We start from the raw sequence: 17,867 nt of genomic DNA, 5'->3' as shown, positions 1-17,867 counted from the left end.
GTTAGTCGGCTCTAGATACCAATGGTTTGTACTTTGGACAGGGCAATCGGGCTGCTCAGTCCTGCCAGGTTCAGCATCAACTCTCCGCCGGTCTGGCTGATGGTGACGCTGTTGACTGTCGCCGGCAGATAAGTGATCAGGTCAGTGCCCTTGCCGTCGATGGTGGTGCTGGCCTTGAAGGTGTAGTTACCCGGGGCCGCCTTGGTGCCGTCGGTCTTGGTGCCATCCCAGACAAAGCTGGCGTTGCCGGCCTTCTGGCTGCCCATGTCGATGGTCTTGACGGTGTTGCCATCCTTGTCGGTGATGGTCACTTTGACCGAGCTGACGCCAGCCGGAACGGTCACCGAACCGGTCATGCTCTTGCTGGTGTCCACCTGAGTGGTGCCGGACTGGACGATCACCGAGCGACCTACCAGGGACGAAGCCTGCAGAGCCTGAGACGATTTGTAATTGCCAGTGATGGAGTTCACCGAGGTATTAAGGGTCGTGATCCCTTCCAGGGTAGAGAACTGCGCCAACTGGGCAACGAACGCACTGTTGTCCTGAGGATCCAGCGGGTTCTGGTTGTTCAGCTGGGTCACCAACAACTTGAGAAACGCGTCCTTGCCCAGGGCCTGCTTACCGGTGGTGCTGTTCGTCGCTGCCGCCAGGCCGTCGGCGCTGGTGGTGTTCGCGGTCTTCTTCGACGAGTTGGCCAGTACATCCTTAAGGGATGGGCCGCTGGTGGTATCCGTAACGCTCATTGGCTTCGCCCCTTATCACTGACCCAGGGTCAGGACCTTCTGCATCATGGTTTTGGCGGTGTTCATCATTTCAGCGTTGGTCTGGAACGAGCGACTGGCGGAAATCATGTCGGCCATTTCTTCCACCACGTTGACGTTGGGGTAGTAGACGTAACCTTTGGCATCCGCAGCCGGGTGGTTCGGTTCGTAGCGAGCTTCCAGATTGCTCTGGTCTTCCACTACACCCAGCACCTGTACGCCTTGGCCTGCAGCGTCCTGGTTCTGGAACAGCGAATCGCTGCCACCGCTCTGGGCGCCCTGAAACATGGTGGCAAACACCGGGTGACGAGCGCGGTAAGTCTGGTCGATGCTCGACGACACGCTCTCGGCGTTGGCGATGTTACTGGCGACGGTGTTCAGACGAGTGGTCTGAGCGCTCATGCCACTACCGGCAATATTGAAAACACTGGCAAGGGACATGGATTACTCTCCGCGCAGGGCTGCAACCAGCCCTTTGAATTTGCTGTTGAGCAGCGTGAAGCTGGCTTGGAAGTCCACCGAGTTCTGTGCGTAGCTCGATTGCTCCAACTGAGCATCCACGGTGTTCTGGTCGATCGAAGGTTGCATCGGCGTGCGATACAGCAGCGACTCGTCGCCACTGCCAAGGCCCTGGGCTTCGATATGCCGGGTATTGGTCATGTTCAGCGCGAAGCTGCCGTTCTTGGCCTTGTCGTTCTGCTCGGCGAGCACAGCGGAGAAGTCCAGGTCCCGAGCCTTGTAGTTCGGGGTGTCGGCGTTGGCGATGTTGTTGGCCAGCACTTCGGCACGCTTGGCGCGAAAGCCAAGAGCTTGTTCGTGAATACCGAGCGCTTTATCGAAGCTGATGCTCATGTCGGAAACCTTTGGGTGACCTGATTTTTCGTAACCTTGACTTAGCAAGCTACGTGCCAAGTCAAAGAGCCCCGTAAATCAAGGGCTCTACGGCAGCGGCAAGGCGGCAATGCCAGAAAAGCGGCAATGGATTTCCGCGAAACGCCGGCAAAGCGGCAATCGAGCTGCCGCTTTTAGCCCAGCCACCCGATAAAATGACGCCCACAAAAAAGGAGGCCCTGAGGCCTCCTTTTTTATTGCCGCAACAATCGATCACTTCGCCTGGTAGATGATCCCCGGGCTGCATTGCACCATCTGATAATGATCCGGCAGACCATTGAGCGCTTCGGAAGCGCCCAGGAACAGGTAACCGCCAGGCTTCAGAGTGCTGTGAATGCGCATCAGGATGTCCTTCTTGACCTCGGCCGAGAAGTAGATCAGCACATTGCGACAGAACACGATGTCGAACTTGCCTAGGCTGGCGTAGCTGTCCAGCAGGTTGAACGAGCGAAACTCCACCCGACTCTTGATCGGTGCCTTGACTACCCAGCGCCCCGGCCCTTTAGGGTCGAAGTAGCGCTGCAGGCGCTCGGCCGACAAACCACGGCCAATGGCCAGGCTATCGTATTCGCCGGTCTTACAGTTATTGAGCATGGTCCCGGACAGATCGGTAGCAACAATCTGCACCCCCATCTTTAACTGGCCCATGTTGCTGCGCTCGAACTCATCGATGGACATCGACAAAGAATAGGGTTCCTGCCCAGACGAGCATGCCGCCGACCAGATCCGCAGGCGCTGATTGGGGCTGGCCTTGATGGCCTCGGGAAGCACCTTGTTCTTCAACACTTCGAAGGGATAGGTGTCACGAAACCACAAGGTTTCGTTGGTCGTCATCGCATCCACCACCATCTCGCGCAATCCGCTGCGCGGCTGGGTCTGAATCCGCTGAACCAGCTCACCCAAGGTTTTGATGCCTTGCTGCTCCATCAGTTTGTTGAGACGGCTCGAGACGAGATATTGCTTGTTTTCCCCGAGCAAAATACCACAGGCTTTTTCCAGGAAGACCCGGAACTGTTCAAAATCCAAATTACCCGTAGACAATGCTGCCGCCTCTTAAATCTTATGTTCGCCAGGGGCTGATGCCCTCAGCTGTGGTCTGCTGCTTTGATCCGGTCGACTACCCGGGATGCCAGGTCATCAGGACGGAACTTGGCAAGGAAGTCATCGGCACCGACCTTCTTCACCATCGCCTGATTGAACACCCCTGACAACGAAGTATGCAGGATGATATGCAGCTTTTGCATGCGTGGATCGCTACGTATCTCGGCCGTGAGGGTGTAACCGTCCATTTCGGGCATCTCGATGTCGGAAATCATCATGAGGAATTCCTCTTCCGGCTTCTTGCCCTCATCCACCAGCTTGCGCAGGTAGTCCAGCGCCTGCCGGCCATCGTTCAGCGCCACCACCTCGACACCCACAGTCTGCAGGCAGCGAGTAACCTGTTTACGCGCCACTGACGAGTCGTCAACGGTCAGCACTCGCAGGGATACAGCCTTGTGCTGAGTTTCGACGTCCACCACGCCCACCGAGATCGACTCGGAAGTGGGGGCGACTTCCGCCAAAACCTTTTCAACGTCGATGATCTCGACCAACTGGTTGTCCACCCGAGTTACCGCCGTCAGGTAGTGATCGCGACCAGTCCCTTTGGGCGGCGGATGGATCTCTTCCCAGTTCATATTGACGATACGCTCCACCGAGCGCACCAAAAACCCCTGGGTCTTGGTGTTGTACTCAGTGATGATGACGAACGGATTGCTTTGATCCTGCAACCCACCCGAACCTGTGGCCATTGCCAGATCCAGGATCGGAATGGTCGCCCCTCGAATATTCGCGACACCGCACACCACAGGGTTGGATTTGGGCATCAGGGTCAGCTTGGGGCATTGCAGCACCTCGCGAACCTTGAATACGTTGATCCCGTAGAGTTGCTCGCCGTCCAGACGGAACAGCAGCAACTCCAGGCGATTCTGCCCAACCAATTGCGTGCGCTGGTTTACCGAATCCATTACACCAGCCATGCCCAGACTCCCCAAAGCTTTAAGATCCGACGCACGCTCATCACTAAACGGCACGGCGCTTGCTTTTTAACTGTTATGAACGCCAAAACGACATTTTTCCGACGCCTGACATCCCCCTACCGCGCATTGCTTTGTGGGTTGTCGGCGCTGTGTATCCTAAACCCTGGCGGCCCTGCCGTTGCTGATTCGGTCACCCTGCCTGATCTACTTATCGGCGTCACTCAAGGGTTTCTTGAATTCACGGTAGAAGACTACCTGGCCACCAGTCAAACGGAAGGACGCTACGAAATCCAAGTCAACCAATTGGATCCGCGTATGCGCATGCCCGCCTGCGACAAGGAATTGACAGCGAGCCTGGAAAGTCCAGCACAGCCGCTGGGACGGGTCACGGTCAAGGTACGCTGCGAAGGCGCCTCCCCCTGGACCGTATTCGTGCCAGCCCAGGTCAAGCTGTTTCGCGAAGTGGTCACCACTTCACGCCCACTCAAGCGCGCCGGGATCATCGAGCCGGAAGACGTGGTGTTGCGTGAGAGAGATATCAGCCTGAACAATCAGGGCTACCTGACCTCCGTGGACCAGGCCATTGGTCAGAAACTTGTCCGACCAATGGTCGCCGACCAGCTCATTACCCTGGGGCACCTGGAACAGGCTGAAGTGGTGCGCAAGGGCGATCAGGTGGTGATTTCGGCACGTAGCGGCACCCTGAACGTGCGGATGCCGGGGGAGGCACTGTCCAATGGCGGCATGAGCGAGCAGATCCGGGTCAAGAACCTAAACTCGCAGCGAGTGATCAAGGCGCGCATCACCGCACCGGGGCAGGTGGAAGTGGCAATGTAGATAACTGGCGCTCGACTCGCTCGTTCCCTAAACTGTGGCCGATAAAGGGTCGCAGATACCTGCGCTGGCTTGTCGACAATCGAGCCTAAAGTTTTTCAGGGTATGGCCGAAAACATGGCAAGCGTCCAAATACCCAGAGGTTTTCTTCATCATGGTCATCGACTTCAGCCGTTTAAACAGCTCCCCTTCACTGACAGGCAGTACGCGTACCAGCGCCAGCAAGGAAACCGGTGATGCCGGCAAATCCGCTCCGCTGACGACTGCAGCCGAGACCAGCAAAAGCGGGGAATCGGTACACCTCAGCAATGAGGCTCAACAGTTGCAGAAAATCACCGACAAGCTGCGCGATCAGCCTGCTGTCGACAAGGCCCGAGTGGCCGAGTTGAAGCAAGCCATTGCCGATGGCAGCTATAAGGTCGACAGCAACCGTATAGCCAGCAAACTGCTCAACTTCGAAGCCCAGCGCTAGCCACAGGCTTGCGCCAGGCTTTTGGACGCTTAATCCCCAAGGCCAGCCATGCACGACACCAATTTACTGCAACTGATCAATGACGACCTTGCTCCAGCTCAACAACTGCTGGAGCTGCTCAGAGCCGAATCCATTGCCCTGCACGGCCGCGACATGCCGTTGCTGGAGGATATCCTGGCGCAGAAGCAGGCCCTGGTCATATTGCTGGAACAGCATGGCCGTAAGCGCACAGAGATCCTTGCCAGCCTGAACCTGCCGAGCAATCGTGCAGGCCTCGAGCAACTGGCCAGTCACTCCAGCCTGGGCGACCAACTGCTCGAGCAGGGCAATCTGCTGACCCAGTTGCTCGCCGACTGCCAGGCCACCAACGAACTCAATGGCCGTTCGATCCAGATTCAACAGGCCACCACCGCCAACCAGTTGAAAATCCTCAACGGCGGTGAACCCCCAGCACTTTATGACGCCCGCGGCTCTACCTCTATGCTTGCGAAGCCCCGCCCACTCAGTCAGGCTTAAGCCCCAAAAATGAGTGCGCGCTACCAAGCCGTGAAACATACTGGCAAAATGCCAGATCCTGCGTGTAGTTGTATTTTGTCTGGAGATTGATGAACCGTGTTCAACGCCTCAAACGCGGAAGATGCTCCGCAGCCACCTAAGGTGTTCACCACTGCGTTGGAAATTTCCTCCAACCTGCGGCTGCTGCAAGAGAGCCACGACCCGCTGATCATCACTTTCCATGAGCGCAGTCAGCGCTTCCAGAGCTACCTCGTGGAAGTGGACCGCGACAGCAACATGATTGCCCTTGATGAAATGATCCCTCGCGACGGTGAGCGATTCATGCTGGCAGGCGAGCCATTTCGCGTTGAAGGCTTTCATGAAGGCGTGCGCATCGCCTGGGAAAGCAACGGCCTGCCGACCCTCGATGAGTCCAATGGCGGGCGCTGCTACCGGACCACGCTGCCGGACGAAGTGGTTTACCACCAGCGCCGCAACGCCTTCCGGGCTGCACTCAAGCTGGCGCAACTGGTCGACATCGAACTCAGCGGCGAAAAACTCAAGTCCCCTCTGACCGGCAAGCTGCTGGATATTTCCGCTACCGGCTGCAAGTTGCGCTTCGACGGCGATATCTCTTCGCGCCTGCAACTGGGTCAGGTGTACGAGCGCTTTATTGCCGCCCTGCCCTTCGGCAGCATGACCGCCCCGGTCGAACTGCGTTACCTGCATCACGAGGAGCGTATCGACACCACCTTCGCCGGCGTGCGCTTTCACAACATGAGCGGCCTGGTGCAGCGTCAGGTAGAGCGCTTCGTCTATCAGTTGCAGCGTGAAGCGCGGCGCTTCGACAAAGACGACCTCTGAACCCCACGCATCAATGAAAACGGGCAGTGCCTTGCGGCAACTGCCCGTTTTTCGTTTCTAGGGTCGAGCCCCACTCAGATGATCCCGAGCACAATCGTCGGGCGACGCCTCATCCGACGCTTCCGGCGTCTCAGGCTCCGCTGCAGGCACAGCATCCGGAGCGGGCGTGGTCTGCATCTGATCCTGCACCACCTGCTCATCCACCCGTGGATCGAGAGCCGCCACCAGAGGTGAGCTGGACATGCTGTCCGGCATGGCGACGTGATGCAGCGGCGCATCATCCACCTGATGCAGATTGGTCACCGCCTTCGGCCGGATCCTCCAGACCAGGACCAGGGCAAAGAAACTGAAGAAGGCATACAGCATCTGACTGCCGAACAACTTCATCAGCACTCCGGCCGCCAACGGACCGATGCTCGCCCCCACGCCATACGTCACCAACAGCATCGCCGTCAGCGACACTCGACGATCACTTTCCACGTGGTCATTGGAGAAAGCCACCGCCAGCGGATAGAGGCAGAACTGCACCAGGGAACAAAGGAACCCGAGAATAAAGAGCATCTCCAGGGGAACCGACGGCAGGATCGCCAGAGGCAGGGCCACCACCGCCAGGAACAGTGCGAAACAGCGAATCAGCAACGCCCGATCATAGCGATCGGACAACCAGCCCAATGGCCACTGCACCACCAGACCGGCAAAAATACAGCTCCCCATGAACAGACCGACCTGCTCGGTACTCAAGCCCTGCTGCGACGCATAGAGCGGCGCAAGGCCATAGAACGAACCCACGATCAACCCCGACCCCAGCACGGTACTCAGAGACTGGGGTACTCGCTTGATAAAGAAGCGCGGCTCCATCGGCGCCGGATGCAAAGGCGCCGGGTGAATACGCCGGGTCATGGCCACCGGCACCAGGCACAGGGCAAAGCACAGGGCCACCAGCATCAATAGTTCCAACCCCAGGGCCGGGTGCATGACCAGAATCAACTGCCCCAGCACTAACCCCAGGTAAGAGGCGATCATGTAGCCGCTGAACACCAGACCGCGCTGATTGGCGTCGGCCTGCTCGTTGAGCCAGCTTTCGATGACCATGTACTGGCACATCATCCCCAGGCCGACGATCATCCGCAGCACCAGCCAGGCCGGCAGCCAGTCCACCAAACCGTGCCCGAGCACCGCCGCACCAACGATCCCGGCACAGGTAGCGTAGGCGCGGATATGCCCGACCCGGGCAATCAACCGATGCCCCAGCTTGCCCCCCAATACCAGACCGAAATAGTTGGCCGCCATCAAGGCCCCCACCCACAGGCCATCGACATGGTCGGCGGCCAGGCGAAGAGCCAGATAAGTGCTGAGCAGACCCGAGCCGATCAACATCATCAGCGAGGCGAAATAAAGCGCTCGAAAGGATTTCCAGATTTGGCGCATCGGCGTTCCGAGCGGCTCCTTGAATGAGGTGCCGGGCCCTTGGCAAATCAGGACCCGACCAGCGACGGTTCGGTTATGCCTGGGCCGCTAACACACGCCGCTCCCAGGGAGTGATTTCATCAAAGAAGCTGGTCAACTCCATGGTCTTCGAAGCGATGTAGCCTTCGATGAACTCGGTGCCGAACAGTTCCCTTGCCAACTGACTACGTTTCAGACGCTCCAACGCCGCATGCAAGGTACAAGGCAGCGACAGATTGTCCGGAACCTCGAACTCACCCTGGATAGCCGCCGCGGGCTCCAGCTCGTTCTCGATCCCGTGCAAGCCCGCTGCCAGGCTCGCCGCAATCGCCAGGTACGGATTGGCGTCCGCGCCCGGCAGGCGATTCTCCACCCGCCGCGCCACCGGCGAACTGGCCGGAATACGTAGCCCCGCAGCCCGATTGTCATGGGACCAGCAAGCATTGTTCGGCGAAGCGTAAGGATGGCACAAGCGCTGATAGGAGTTCACGTTGGGCGCGAACAATGCGGTGAGGTCCGCCAGCCCGGCCTGTAGCCCGCCGATGAAATGGCGGAACATCGCCGTCGGCTGCCCGGTGTCATCGCTGAAGACGTTACGCCCACTGCCGATCTCCACCAGGCTCTGGTGAATATGCATTGAGCTGCCCGGCGTATGAGCCAGGGGCTTGGCCATGCAAACCACGATCAGCCCGTGCTTGAGGGCCACTTCCTTGAGCAGGTGCTTGAACAGGAAGGTCTGGTCTGCCAGCAGCAGCGGATCGCCGTGCAACAGGTTGATCTCGAACTGGCTGACGCCCATTTCATGCATGAAGGTATCGCGAGGCAAGCCCAGGGCCGCCATGCACTCGTAGACTTCCTTGAAGAACGGCCGCAGGCCGTTGTTGGAGCTGACACTGAATGCCGAGTAGCCCTCCTCCCGTCGACCGTCCAGGCCTACCGGAGGCCGAAAAGCCTGTGCCGGATCGTCATTGGCGGCGAACACGAAGAATTCCAGCTCAGTGGCCACCACCGGCGCCAGCCCCAGGGCCGAATAGCGTGCGATCACCTGCTTGAGCTGGCCGCGGGTGGAGAGTCGCGAGCTTTCGCCACTGAGCTCATCCGCATCACAAATGGCCAGTGCCCGTGGTGTCTGGCTCCAGGGCAGACGATGAATCTGCCGAGGGTCGGCATTGAGCGCCAGGTCGCCGTCGTCGCTGCCGTAAAACCGTGCCGGCGGATACCCGCCCATGATGCATTGCAGTAGCACCCCGCGAGCCATCTGCAAACGCCGCCCTTCGAGAAAGCCCTCGGCTGTCATCACCTTGCCCCGCGGCACGCCATTGAGATCCGGAGTGACGCATTCAATCTCATCAATGCCCGTCAATCGCTCGGCGAGTGAACTGTGGCCATCGGTTGTCATGACTCAATCCTTGTTGTTATACGAGCCGCGAACGGCGACCCGTACAAAATACGCATCACCCGTTCAGGATTTCAAGCAGACAAGAATAAAATCCCGGGAGGGCACGAACTCCCGGCGAGCAACCCACACGTCATTGCCGGGACCGATCTTGAAAAAGAAGAAGGCAATAGCCCCTGATAGGGCCTGGCCACCCTGATAACACCTGGCCGCCGCAGTCTTCGGCGACCACGCCGATCAGGCACTCAAGGCAAGTACAGCTTGAACAGCCCGCCGCCCAATGGGCCGCCGTTGCTGATACGGGTGTGCCCGCACACGCCATTGCGCTGATGCAGCTCGGCAATGCGTCCGGCGAAATACAGCCCCAGCCCGGTGCTGCCGCTGCTCTGATTGATGCCCTGCACATAATCGGCCTGACGCTCGATCATCGCTTGCGGGTAGCCGTCGCCGTCATCGTTGATGGACAGCACCACCTGCCCCTCTTCGTCACTGACCGTGATCAACAGTGCATGGCGGGCGTAACGCAGCGCGTTGTTGATGCAGTTGGCCAACACCGAGGCAATCAGCTCTCGATCGAAAAAGCCCAGGGGACTCAAGGGGTCGACCTCATAGGTGGCAGAGATTCCACGACTCCTGAACACATCCTGATGGCTCACCAGTTGCGCTTCGATGAAATCATCCAGCTCGTGGTAGGCCGGCTGCAGCGGCAACTGGTTGACCCCCAGCTTGTACAGCCCCAGGAGCTGCACCAGCATGCCGTTGAGGTGAGCGAAGTGGTAATCGATCACCCCCTGTTCGGGCGCCAGGTGCGCCTCGGGCAGACGGGCCTGCCACTGGGCATGGGCCTGCATCAGCATGGCCAGGGAATTTTTCATGTCATGGACGGTGGAGGCAATCACCGTGGAGAAATCGAGCGCCTGTTGCTCTTCGTTCATTCGCCAAACGCCTTGCTTCGCAGCTTCTGGTAGCGCGGATAACGCGCGTCGGTATCGGGCATCATGCCGACCATTTTCAGGCACGCCTGGCATTCTTCCAGGAGCGCCGCGTCTGTATTGGGGTCAGTGCCGTGCAACAGCGACTGCGCCATGTTCAGGGCAATACTGATGTTCTTCGGCTGCATGGCCAAAGCCTTGCGAAACAGCTCCCGAGCCTCGCTCAGATTGCCCGCCTTGTAACTGCGCACGCCCTGGCGGTTGATGTCGGCCGCTGCATTGGACGAACTGAGAATAGTCGGATCGTCGGTGAGCTTGGCGATGTTCTGCATGACCTTCGGATCGTCGCCGTAGATTTCCGCACAGTTTTTCAACATCGAGGCACCGGCACTGGCCTGCCCCAACATCTGCAGTTGCTTGGCCACCAGCAATGCCGCTTCAGGACTCATGAACTGCTCCATGCCGTCCAGGCGCATCAGCGCCTGCTCGGTGAGTTTCTCTGCGGTTTCCGCATCATTGAGCAGCAGGCTGGTGGCCTTCATCAGCCGCGCACGAATCTGCAATCCAGGGTCGGTGGGGTTTTCCTTGGCCACCGCACTCAGGGTCTGGTTGATCTCCAGGCGAGTGCGGGTGTCCAGGCCCTTTTCACTGCCCTTGCTGATCAAGGCATGGGCCAGGCCAAGATTGCTTTCCGGATCCTTGAAGCGCGACTGCGCGCCCTGAGATACAGCCTGCCGATAGGCCCTGGAAGCACTGTCGAAGTCTTCGTTGGCCATGGCCAGCTTGCCCAGCAGCGCCTGACGACGCACCGCCAACGGCGATAGGCGCACTGCCTCTTCCAGGACATTCTGGGCACGCTTGGTGTCGCCTTCGGCCACCAGCACATCCGCCAGTCCGTCATAGAGCCCCGGCATCATCGGGAAAGCCTTGAGGGCCTTTTCATAGACAGCCTTGGCTTCGCCTACCTGCCCGCGCTTGAACAGCAGGCGCCCCAGGCCGACGTAGGCCCAGGGCAACGGCCGGTCCGCCAGAATACTGTTATACAGGCGCTCCAAAGGCTCGTTCTGATGCATGTCGCGCAGGGCATCGGCCCTATAGCGCAGGCACAACGGCGCGTAACGCGGGTCCTGCTTGCACAGAGCGACGCAGGCGTTGAGCACTTCCACCGGTTTGCCCCGATCAAGGGCCTGAAGAATGGGCTTGAGCAGGGTCTTGCGCTGTTGCAGGCGCTCCAGGCGCTGGGCCAGGCCGGAACGATTGAAGGGCTTGGTCAGATAGGCATCGGGCTCATGCTCGAGGGCGCTGAGTACCATGGCCTGACTGCTCTCGGCAGTGACCATGAGAAACACGCTCTCATGACTGATGAGCTTTTCCAGCATCAGGTCTTCCAGCACCTGCTGGCCGTTTTTCTTGCCGTCGCCCAGATGGTAGTCCTGGAGGATGAAGTCATAGCGCTTCTGCGCGCACATGCGCAGGGCCTGTTCGCCAGTGTCGGCGGTGTCCACGTCCTTGACGCCCAGCTCACGCAACATCGAACGCACCGAACTGCGGAAGTCCGAGAAATCATCGACGATCAAAAAGCTCTTTTGGTGGTACGCCAGCATCGAAGATTCCAGGCAAGTAAGAAGATCAATCCAGGGACAGCAGGACCCACCCGGCTTCGCAGCCTGTTTTTGGCGCGCAGATAATAGCTGCTGGCCACGGGCTATCAAGCACTTTCAAGTCGACCTGTGATGCAGATCGCCACTTGGGAACACAATTGTCCACTGAAGTTATCGGCCGAATTCGCCATTCCCTTAAAGTGGCCGGACAGCATTTGCTGCCTGATGTAAAAAGTCCTGGCCCAGCGCTGAAAAACACTTTGGCTGCGTGTTGAAACCTTGGATTCTGAAACATCACCTGATAGCGTGCTGCGCCTCAAAGCCTCGATCGTTTTTGCTCCGCAATACCGGCCCTGCAAGCAGGGCCGGCCAGCCGGCAAAGGTTCCATCAGTCGCAAGCCCCACAGGCTTGCAATCCGGGTGTCGAAGGATCGGCATGACGCCCGACGGCGGTATCATCGACGAGCAAATGCCGGTCTGCCAGGCAGTGCATCATGGGATGCGCAGGTCATTATCAAATGGAGTTAACGATGGCGCATGACAGCAGTGCGATAACCGGGATTGAACTGGAACAGTTCATGGACCGCCTTGAGGCACAGCAACAGGACCAGGAAACCGATACCCTGCTGGCCCAGTTGCAAGCACAGCCGCTGCGGGCCGACTCCCTGGCCTCGATCGACCGCCTGCACACGCTATGGATGCAGGCCGGTGATTCAGCCGCGGCCCGGGCCGTTATCGCAGAGGATGGCAATGCTCTGCTGCAAGCCGTGCATGAGCCCGCCCGCGCCGAGTTGACAATGAACCTGGCCATCCTGCGCTTGCGAGTCGCCAGTTATCTGGACGACGACACAACCTTGCTTGAGGTGCTCGAGCAACTCAACCAGATGGCCACACAAACCCTGGACTTCAATGTCGAGCACTATCGTCGCTACCGAATCTTCGACGAGCTGGAACAGGGTCGCCTCGAAGTCGCATTGAAAACCATCGAAGTGCGCTATGCCCTGACCTTGGGCAATCCTGCCCGTGTAGCGTTGCGTGCCTGGGATGCTGCCGACCAGTATCAACGCCGCGCCCGCGTCCTGGCCTTTCACAGTCGTGATGAAGAAGCCCGTAGCGCCGCGCTGGAAGCCGTCAACGCCGTACGCACGGCCGGTCCCGACCAAGACATCGATGAAGGCGACTGGCTGTGGCTGGGCAACTCGCTGATCGAGATCATCCCGTTGCGCCTGGCGCTGTTCGAACAACCCATCGCCCAATTGACCTCAGGCCTCTCGCTGCCTCAGCGCCGCGAGTGGGAAGTGCGTACTGCGCGCCTGGCCGCCCGCGCCCTGCACGCCCAGGGCGACCTGGCCGGAGCCTTAAAGGTCTGCAATGCCGCCGCCCTGAGCCTGGATTCTGACGGCGGCAACAATTTTATCGAGTACGAACTGCCCTGGCTGATGGAAGCCGGACGCATCGACGAAGCGGGGTTTCGAGCCTTCATCGACATCTACGACAGGCAAACCGAACTCTGGCCAGCTACCGCCCGCCTGGTTCTCGACCGCCTGCAAGATCCCGAAGAGCGCAGTGCCTGGTGGCCGATCTGCGTGATGCGTGCCTGTATTACCGAGGAAGCACTGCAGAGTTTTCTCGAGGCGCTGCCGAACATCGAAACCACCGAGTCCGATACCACCCCGCTGCTGGCCGCCCTGCACCAGGCCATGGAAGATCTGGAGACACGCGACTCACTGTTTGCCGAAGCCCGCGCCGAAGCCCTGCGGCGTGCCCCCGAGCAGCCCTGGATCACCCGCCTGGCCGCCGTGCATGACGCAGAGCGCGGCCTGATCGACGCAACCACCGAAGCCAGCCTGCTGCAAAACGCCATCCAGGCAGGCCGTATGCAGGACAACCGCAGCGCGTTCTCGCTGTTTGCCGCTCGGGTCAACAGCCTGGGGGTGATCGAGGCACTGAAAGCGCCGAAGCCGGTGCTGTCCTGCGGCAAATACGCCTACAACTATGCGTTGAGCATCGAAGACCTGGCAGAGACTGAAGCCGACAAGCTGCCCAAGGACGCCCGGGACCAGGCCTATTCGTTGCTGCGCGAAGCGCAGAAAGACGCCTACGAGCAGGGCCAGGCCCACATGGAACGCTATTTCGCCAGCGGCAGCGGCCACCCCTACGATGCCTGCGCGCACCTGTACTCCATGCTCTGCAACAACCTGGCGATCAACTATCGCTACTACAACCAGATCCGCTACGAAGACGCCATCGAACTGCACACACGCGGCATCGCCGCCAGCCCGTTCGCCGAACACTACAACGGCCTGCTCAGTGCACGTATCAGCCTGGAGGATCTGCCCGGCATCATCGATGCGGCAGAACAGCTTTGGCATTACTCGGCGGAGTTCGGCTACAGCCGCCACGACCCGAATGAGTACGTCGCCTCCGTGGTGTACGCCCTGTACAAGCTCGATCGCGACAACGAAATCCTCATCTGGCTCGAACGCCTGCTCAAGTGGCAGGAAGAGCAAGGTGTCAGCGATCGGCAACTGGACAGCTCGGCGCTGTTCGCCCGGATTCAGGTCGCGCGCTACCTGGCCCATGCCCATCCCGACAACGCCGACAGCCTCTGGCAGCGTTACGAGCCAGCAGTGCTGACCCTCAACGAAGTCTCGGTCATGTCCAGCTCGGTGGACTTCCTCAAGGCCCGTGGCCGCACCGCCGAAGCCATTGACTACTGCGCACGAACCCTGGCGCTGTGCACCCCGGACGATGACTACGACATCAGGTGCCGCGCCCGGATCGAGGAGATCCTGAGCGAGCTGCAAGCACCGGCTCAACCGGCCGGCAAAAAAAACTGGTGGCAGATATGGAAGTAAGCGCCGACAAACGCAGCCCCAGCTACGCCCCACGCAACCTGCTGAATGCCGATGAACTGAAACGCGGCATCACTCAGCGCAGCCAAGGGCGCGGCGACGAGGATGGGGTGCAGGGTTGGCTGCTGAATCACTTCTATCGCCACCTGGTGGGCAACTTCGAACCTGCGCGGCGCATCCAGACCCTGGATGACGCCTGTGCGGCACTGGGTAGTGACGCGCCGCCGGCCTGGGTAAGCGGGTACTTCGACAGCGCTGCCAAGGTACAACTCGAAGACGCCGCCAAGACCGTGGCGGCGCTGGTATGGGTCGACCCGCTGGAGCCATTGCTGTTGCAGCAGGAAGCGCAACTGGTGGAGTTCCTGACCTCGCGTAAAGGCACGGCACTGGAGGGCAAGCTGGAGCGCATCACTTGCCCGCAGGCCCTGGCACTATGGGAAAAAGAGCACGCACAGATGGCCGCCCGGGTCGATCAGGGCTGGCGCCAGAGCTCTCCCGACGCCCTCAATGTGGCGGTCTCCTGCGCCGAACACACCTGGGTCGAACTGCGCCCGGAAAGCCCGTTGCTACGGGCTGAAATGGCCTTCGAAAGCTATGTGATGCGCCACTGCCTGGGACAATTCGCCAACCGCCGAGCCTTGACCGGCGGCTACGGTGAACGCTACGCCGAAGCCGTGGAGCAACAGGGCATGCGCGTGTTCAGTCTGCGTGATGCCCAGGGCCAGCCTCACATCACCGTCAGCCTGATCATCCAGGACGACGGCGTACTGACCGTGGAGCAAGTCAAAGGCAAGCAGAACCGCCCGCCCATCGAGCGCTACTTCCAGGACCTGCTGCGCCTCCTCAACACCCTGGACACCGACCTGCAGACGCCAGCCGACTGCATTGCCATCGGCATCGTGCGCACCGATGCCGGCTGGTTGCGTATCGAGGAAGTCAGCGATGCGCAAGCCCAGACCCGCCTGGTGGCTCGCTACCCGCAACTGTTCTACCGACTGGACGCCCCGTCGGCCATGGTCGAATGGCTGGTGGCGGCCCGCCAGTCCGACTTGCTGCTGGAAGTTGCCCCCCAGGCGCCATCAGTCAAGTACGCCACCCGCCATATCTTCAAGAAAAGCCCATGGCCACAACGCCACGCCGACGACCCGCTGTATCGGACCGAAGGCGTGCCCTGGACGGACATGTCTCCTCCCCAGGCCGAGGAAATCGCAGCCTGGCAGGCCAGAAACCGGTGAAACGCACATGATGACGATAATTGCCGTAGCCTTCGGCGCCTGGCTGGTGTGGCGCTACTTTCGCCGCCAGTCGCCTACGTCTCTGGTGGTGTTCACGCCACGCAAACGCTGGGCACTGAGCCTGGCCCAACCCATGGTGGATGCCACCGGGATGACCGGCTTCTTCGATCCCGAGACCACCCATTTCATGGATCAGGCGAAAGCCTCCCTCAGGGCCCCGCTGCTGCACCAGATCGGCTTTCGCAGCAACGCCACGAACGACGAAGTCCGCGAACACTTGAACAGCACCCTGGAACGCCAGTGGTTCCGGGTTGACCTGCACGACCTGAACGCCACCGACGACCCGCGAGCAGCAATGGCCTTCGCCTGCGTGCGCAGCGCCTTCTTTGTCCGCTGCGCGATGTTGATGGGCTGGATCGACACAGAGAGCGGATGGAGGATCATGCTCCTCAATGCCCAACGAGCTCAGGATTGCTTCAGCGACTGGGAAGACTTCGGCAGAGCCTTCATGCTCGGGCGCAGCCAATGGATCGCGGCGTTCAGGGCCGACTCTCTGGGTGAGGTGTTCAATGAAGCAAGCCTGAGCCGGCTGCTCATGCCCGGTAGCGGCATCTGGGCTGGGGTTGCCTGGCAGGGCCTGCCGGCGTTGTTGCCTGTGGCGGATTGAGACCGCGAAGGGATGGTGTCCCAGGGCAGGTTCGAACTGCCAACCTTCCCCTTAGGAGGGGGATGCTCTATCCAATTGAGCTACTGAGACAAAACTGCAAGCGCCTGATACTTCACGGCGCGTAGGACGGCGTGCATGTTAACGGCCAAGGCCGCATTTGTCATGTTATCCATAGGGCTTTTTGCACGAGCCGTCAGGAGCGATCCGCTCACTCGGGGTCTCATCGTGCAAATTGCATCACCGCAAAAAGCCATCATTGCAAAATGCAATTCACCGACATCCAAAATCAATCTCAAGTTATTGTTTTTAAAGAGTTTATCTACAGTTAAACTCTTGGCACGCAGGCTGCTTTATCAGTGGATAAAACACTGCGGAGATGACGCCCATGAACAGCGCCCTGTTTCTCTTGAATGCGATCGCCATTGCCGTACTGGTGGCTTTTCACTTTCAACCTGCAGACAACGCTGGCCCTGCCGGACTGTCCAGCGCCCGTTACAACCAGCACCCGACACCGCAGCTGGCAGTCATGAACACCCAGGGCGAGCCTCGCAGCGTAACCAGGGTTACCCAGGAAAAGACACCGCAGCAACCAGCCGCCACGCCAACCGAACGCTGGATTTTTTAAGACCAAGACTTCAGGAGCCTTCTATGTCCACCGCAGCCAAAAGCCTGCTTATTCTGACGTTGCTCAGCGCTATCGCCGCCTTGCTGCTGCCGGAAGCCCCCCAGGCCAATGCAGCTCTGATCATCTGCGGCTCAATGTTCAGCCTATTCCTGTTGGCGCTGTTGGCCGGGCGCAAGATCAAGTTCGACCCGGTATTGCGCTGACCCCCTTCTCGCTCAGTATGACCAGCAGCCCCTCCAGGGTTGTCGTCAACTCACCCGAATTGTCTAGACGCACGACCTGCTCCTCATCCAGCCAGGCAGCAGTGGCAAATTTTTCATTGCGCTGCAGGCGACGCTCTATCTCCGGCAGGCTTTCCCTGCCTCTACGCAGCAGGCGACGGCGCAATACGTCGGTATCGACCATCAGAACTATCGGAATTAAATCAGGATAACGCTCCCGCGCTTGAGGCAAATGACCTCTAGAGCCGTTGACCAGCACATTCTGCCCCTGCGCCAGCCAAGCATCGATCTGCGCGGGAATGCCATAACCCAGACCATTGGCTCGCCAAAACAAGGCAAAATCGCCCCGAGCCACCCGTCGCTCGAACTCCTCGGCAGTAACCCCCAACGCCTCCTCGCCCACCGACTCGGCCGAGCGCGTGATCACCCTTCTTACAACCTCACATCCCAACGCACTTAAAGGCTGCCTGGCCGCATCAATCAGGCTATCCTTGCCGGCCCCTGACGGCCCCATCAAATAAATCACTCTACCCGGCATAGGCTGCCGCTCCGGA

General features: G+C 59.7%; 19 protein-coding genes and 1 tRNA gene. 9 read left to right on the top strand and 11 right to left on the bottom strand.

Going from position 1 to position 17,867, the window contains the following annotated elements; genetic code table 11:
• Window positions 1-11 precede the first annotated feature (11 nt).
• From flgD to FW796_RS08275, 5 genes are all read right to left on the bottom strand, one after another.
• Window positions 12-743 (bottom strand): flagellar hook assembly protein FlgD, encoded by a 732-nt coding sequence (gene flgD / locus FW796_RS08295; RefSeq protein ID WP_346632316.1) that lies wholly within the window; start codon window positions 741-743, stop codon window positions 12-14.
• A 15-nt stretch (window positions 744-758) separates the two neighbouring features.
• Window positions 759-1,202 (bottom strand): flagellar basal body rod protein FlgC, encoded by a 444-nt coding sequence (gene flgC / locus FW796_RS08290; protein ID WP_011062742.1) that lies wholly within the window; start codon window positions 1,200-1,202, stop codon window positions 759-761.
• Window positions 1,203-1,205: 3 nt separating this feature from the next.
• A complete protein-coding gene (gene flgB, locus FW796_RS08285; protein ID WP_346632317.1) occupies window positions 1,206-1,613 on the bottom strand; it encodes a flagellar basal body rod protein FlgB in 408 nt (135 codons plus the stop codon).
• Window positions 1,614-1,865: 252 nt separating this feature from the next.
• Window positions 1,866-2,693: a protein-glutamate O-methyltransferase CheR gene (cheR, locus tag FW796_RS08280; RefSeq protein ID WP_011062744.1), complete on the bottom strand. Its 828-nt coding sequence runs from the start codon at window positions 2,691-2,693 to the stop codon at window positions 1,866-1,868.
• Between the two features lie 44 nt (window positions 2,694-2,737).
• The gene (locus tag FW796_RS08275; RefSeq protein ID WP_102860707.1) at window positions 2,738-3,670 is read right to left on the bottom strand and encodes a chemotaxis protein CheV; all 933 of its coding nucleotides are present in this window, start codon (window positions 3,668-3,670) and stop codon (window positions 2,738-2,740) included.
• Window positions 3,671-3,745: 75 nt separating this feature from the next.
• Here FW796_RS08275 and flgA point away from each other — a divergent pair, with 75 nt between their 5' ends.
• From flgA to FW796_RS08255, 4 genes are all read left to right on the top strand, one after another.
• The gene (gene flgA / locus FW796_RS08270; protein ID WP_346632318.1) at window positions 3,746-4,507 is read left to right on the top strand and encodes a flagellar basal body P-ring formation chaperone FlgA; all 762 of its coding nucleotides are present in this window, start codon (window positions 3,746-3,748) and stop codon (window positions 4,505-4,507) included.
• A gap of 151 nt (window positions 4,508-4,658) precedes the next feature.
• Window positions 4,659-4,976 (top strand): flagellar biosynthesis anti-sigma factor FlgM, encoded by a 318-nt coding sequence (gene flgM, locus FW796_RS08265; protein WP_346632319.1) that lies wholly within the window; start codon window positions 4,659-4,661, stop codon window positions 4,974-4,976.
• Between the two features lie 48 nt (window positions 4,977-5,024).
• Complete coding sequence (locus tag FW796_RS08260) at window positions 5,025-5,492, top strand: flagella synthesis protein FlgN (protein ID WP_123726894.1); 468 nt, start codon at window positions 5,025-5,027, stop codon at window positions 5,490-5,492.
• 96 nt (window positions 5,493-5,588) lie between these two features.
• Window positions 5,589-6,335 carry a flagellar brake protein gene (locus tag FW796_RS08255; protein ID WP_265073600.1) on the top strand — a complete coding sequence of 249 codons (747 nt, stop codon included), beginning with the start codon at window positions 5,589-5,591 and terminating at the stop codon, window positions 6,333-6,335.
• 57 nt (window positions 6,336-6,392) lie between these two features.
• Here FW796_RS08255 and FW796_RS08250 read toward each other — a convergent pair whose 3' ends face one another.
• From FW796_RS08250 to FW796_RS08235, 4 genes are all read right to left on the bottom strand, one after another.
• The gene (locus FW796_RS08250; RefSeq protein WP_346632320.1) at window positions 6,393-7,763 is read right to left on the bottom strand and encodes an MFS transporter; all 1,371 of its coding nucleotides are present in this window, start codon (window positions 7,761-7,763) and stop codon (window positions 6,393-6,395) included.
• 73 nt (window positions 7,764-7,836) lie between these two features.
• The gene (locus tag FW796_RS08245; RefSeq protein ID WP_346632566.1) at window positions 7,837-9,078 is read right to left on the bottom strand and encodes a glutamine synthetase family protein; all 1,242 of its coding nucleotides are present in this window, start codon (window positions 9,076-9,078) and stop codon (window positions 7,837-7,839) included.
• A gap of 344 nt (window positions 9,079-9,422) precedes the next feature.
• Window positions 9,423-10,112 (bottom strand): sensor histidine kinase, encoded by a 690-nt coding sequence (locus tag FW796_RS08240; RefSeq protein ID WP_346632321.1) that lies wholly within the window; start codon window positions 10,110-10,112, stop codon window positions 9,423-9,425.
• A complete protein-coding gene (locus FW796_RS08235) occupies window positions 10,109-11,713 on the bottom strand; it encodes a response regulator (RefSeq protein ID WP_346632322.1) in 1,605 nt (534 codons plus the stop codon). The genes FW796_RS08240 and FW796_RS08235 overlap by 4 nt, the downstream gene beginning before the upstream one ends.
• 527 nt (window positions 11,714-12,240) lie before the next feature.
• Here FW796_RS08235 and FW796_RS08230 point away from each other — a divergent pair.
• The 3 genes from FW796_RS08230 to FW796_RS08220 are packed head-to-tail and all read left to right on the top strand — an operon-like array spanning window position 12,241 to window position 16,467.
• A complete protein-coding gene (locus FW796_RS08230; protein WP_346632323.1) occupies window positions 12,241-14,568 on the top strand; it encodes a hypothetical protein in 2,328 nt (775 codons plus the stop codon).
• Window positions 14,559-15,800, top strand: a complete 1,242-nt coding sequence (locus FW796_RS08225; protein WP_446439229.1) for a hypothetical protein — start codon at window positions 14,559-14,561, stop codon at window positions 15,798-15,800. The genes FW796_RS08230 and FW796_RS08225 overlap by 10 nt, the downstream gene beginning before the upstream one ends.
• 7 nt (window positions 15,801-15,807) lie before the next feature.
• A complete protein-coding gene (locus tag FW796_RS08220) occupies window positions 15,808-16,467 on the top strand; it encodes a DUF1266 domain-containing protein (protein ID WP_404937503.1) in 660 nt (219 codons plus the stop codon).
• A gap of 13 nt (window positions 16,468-16,480) precedes the next feature.
• Here FW796_RS08220 and FW796_RS08215 read toward each other — a convergent pair.
• Window positions 16,481-16,557, bottom strand: a tRNA-Arg gene (locus tag FW796_RS08215).
• 295 nt (window positions 16,558-16,852) lie between these two features.
• On the opposite strand from FW796_RS08215, the gene FW796_RS08210 reads away from it, so the two are divergent.
• Window positions 16,853-17,092 (top strand): hypothetical protein, encoded by a 240-nt coding sequence (locus tag FW796_RS08210; RefSeq protein WP_446439228.1) that lies wholly within the window; start codon window positions 16,853-16,855, stop codon window positions 17,090-17,092.
• A 23-nt stretch (window positions 17,093-17,115) separates the two neighbouring features.
• Window positions 17,116-17,295, top strand: a complete 180-nt coding sequence (locus tag FW796_RS08205) for a PA3371 family protein (RefSeq protein ID WP_346632327.1) — start codon at window positions 17,116-17,118, stop codon at window positions 17,293-17,295.
• On the opposite strand, the gene phnN is transcribed toward FW796_RS08205, so the two are convergent.
• Window positions 17,270-17,851, bottom strand: coding sequence for a phosphonate metabolism protein/1,5-bisphosphokinase (PRPP-forming) PhnN (gene phnN / locus FW796_RS08200; protein ID WP_346632328.1), 582 nt, complete (start codon window positions 17,849-17,851; stop codon window positions 17,270-17,272). The two genes, FW796_RS08205 and phnN, sit on opposite strands and share 26 nt — an antisense overlap.
• Window positions 17,852-17,867 lie beyond the last annotated feature (16 nt).

Source organism: Pseudomonas sp. 910_21 (genome assembly GCF_052850735.1).
The sequence above is the reverse complement of the archived record's forward strand: the minus strand, read 5'-3'. Positions and strand labels throughout refer to the sequence as shown.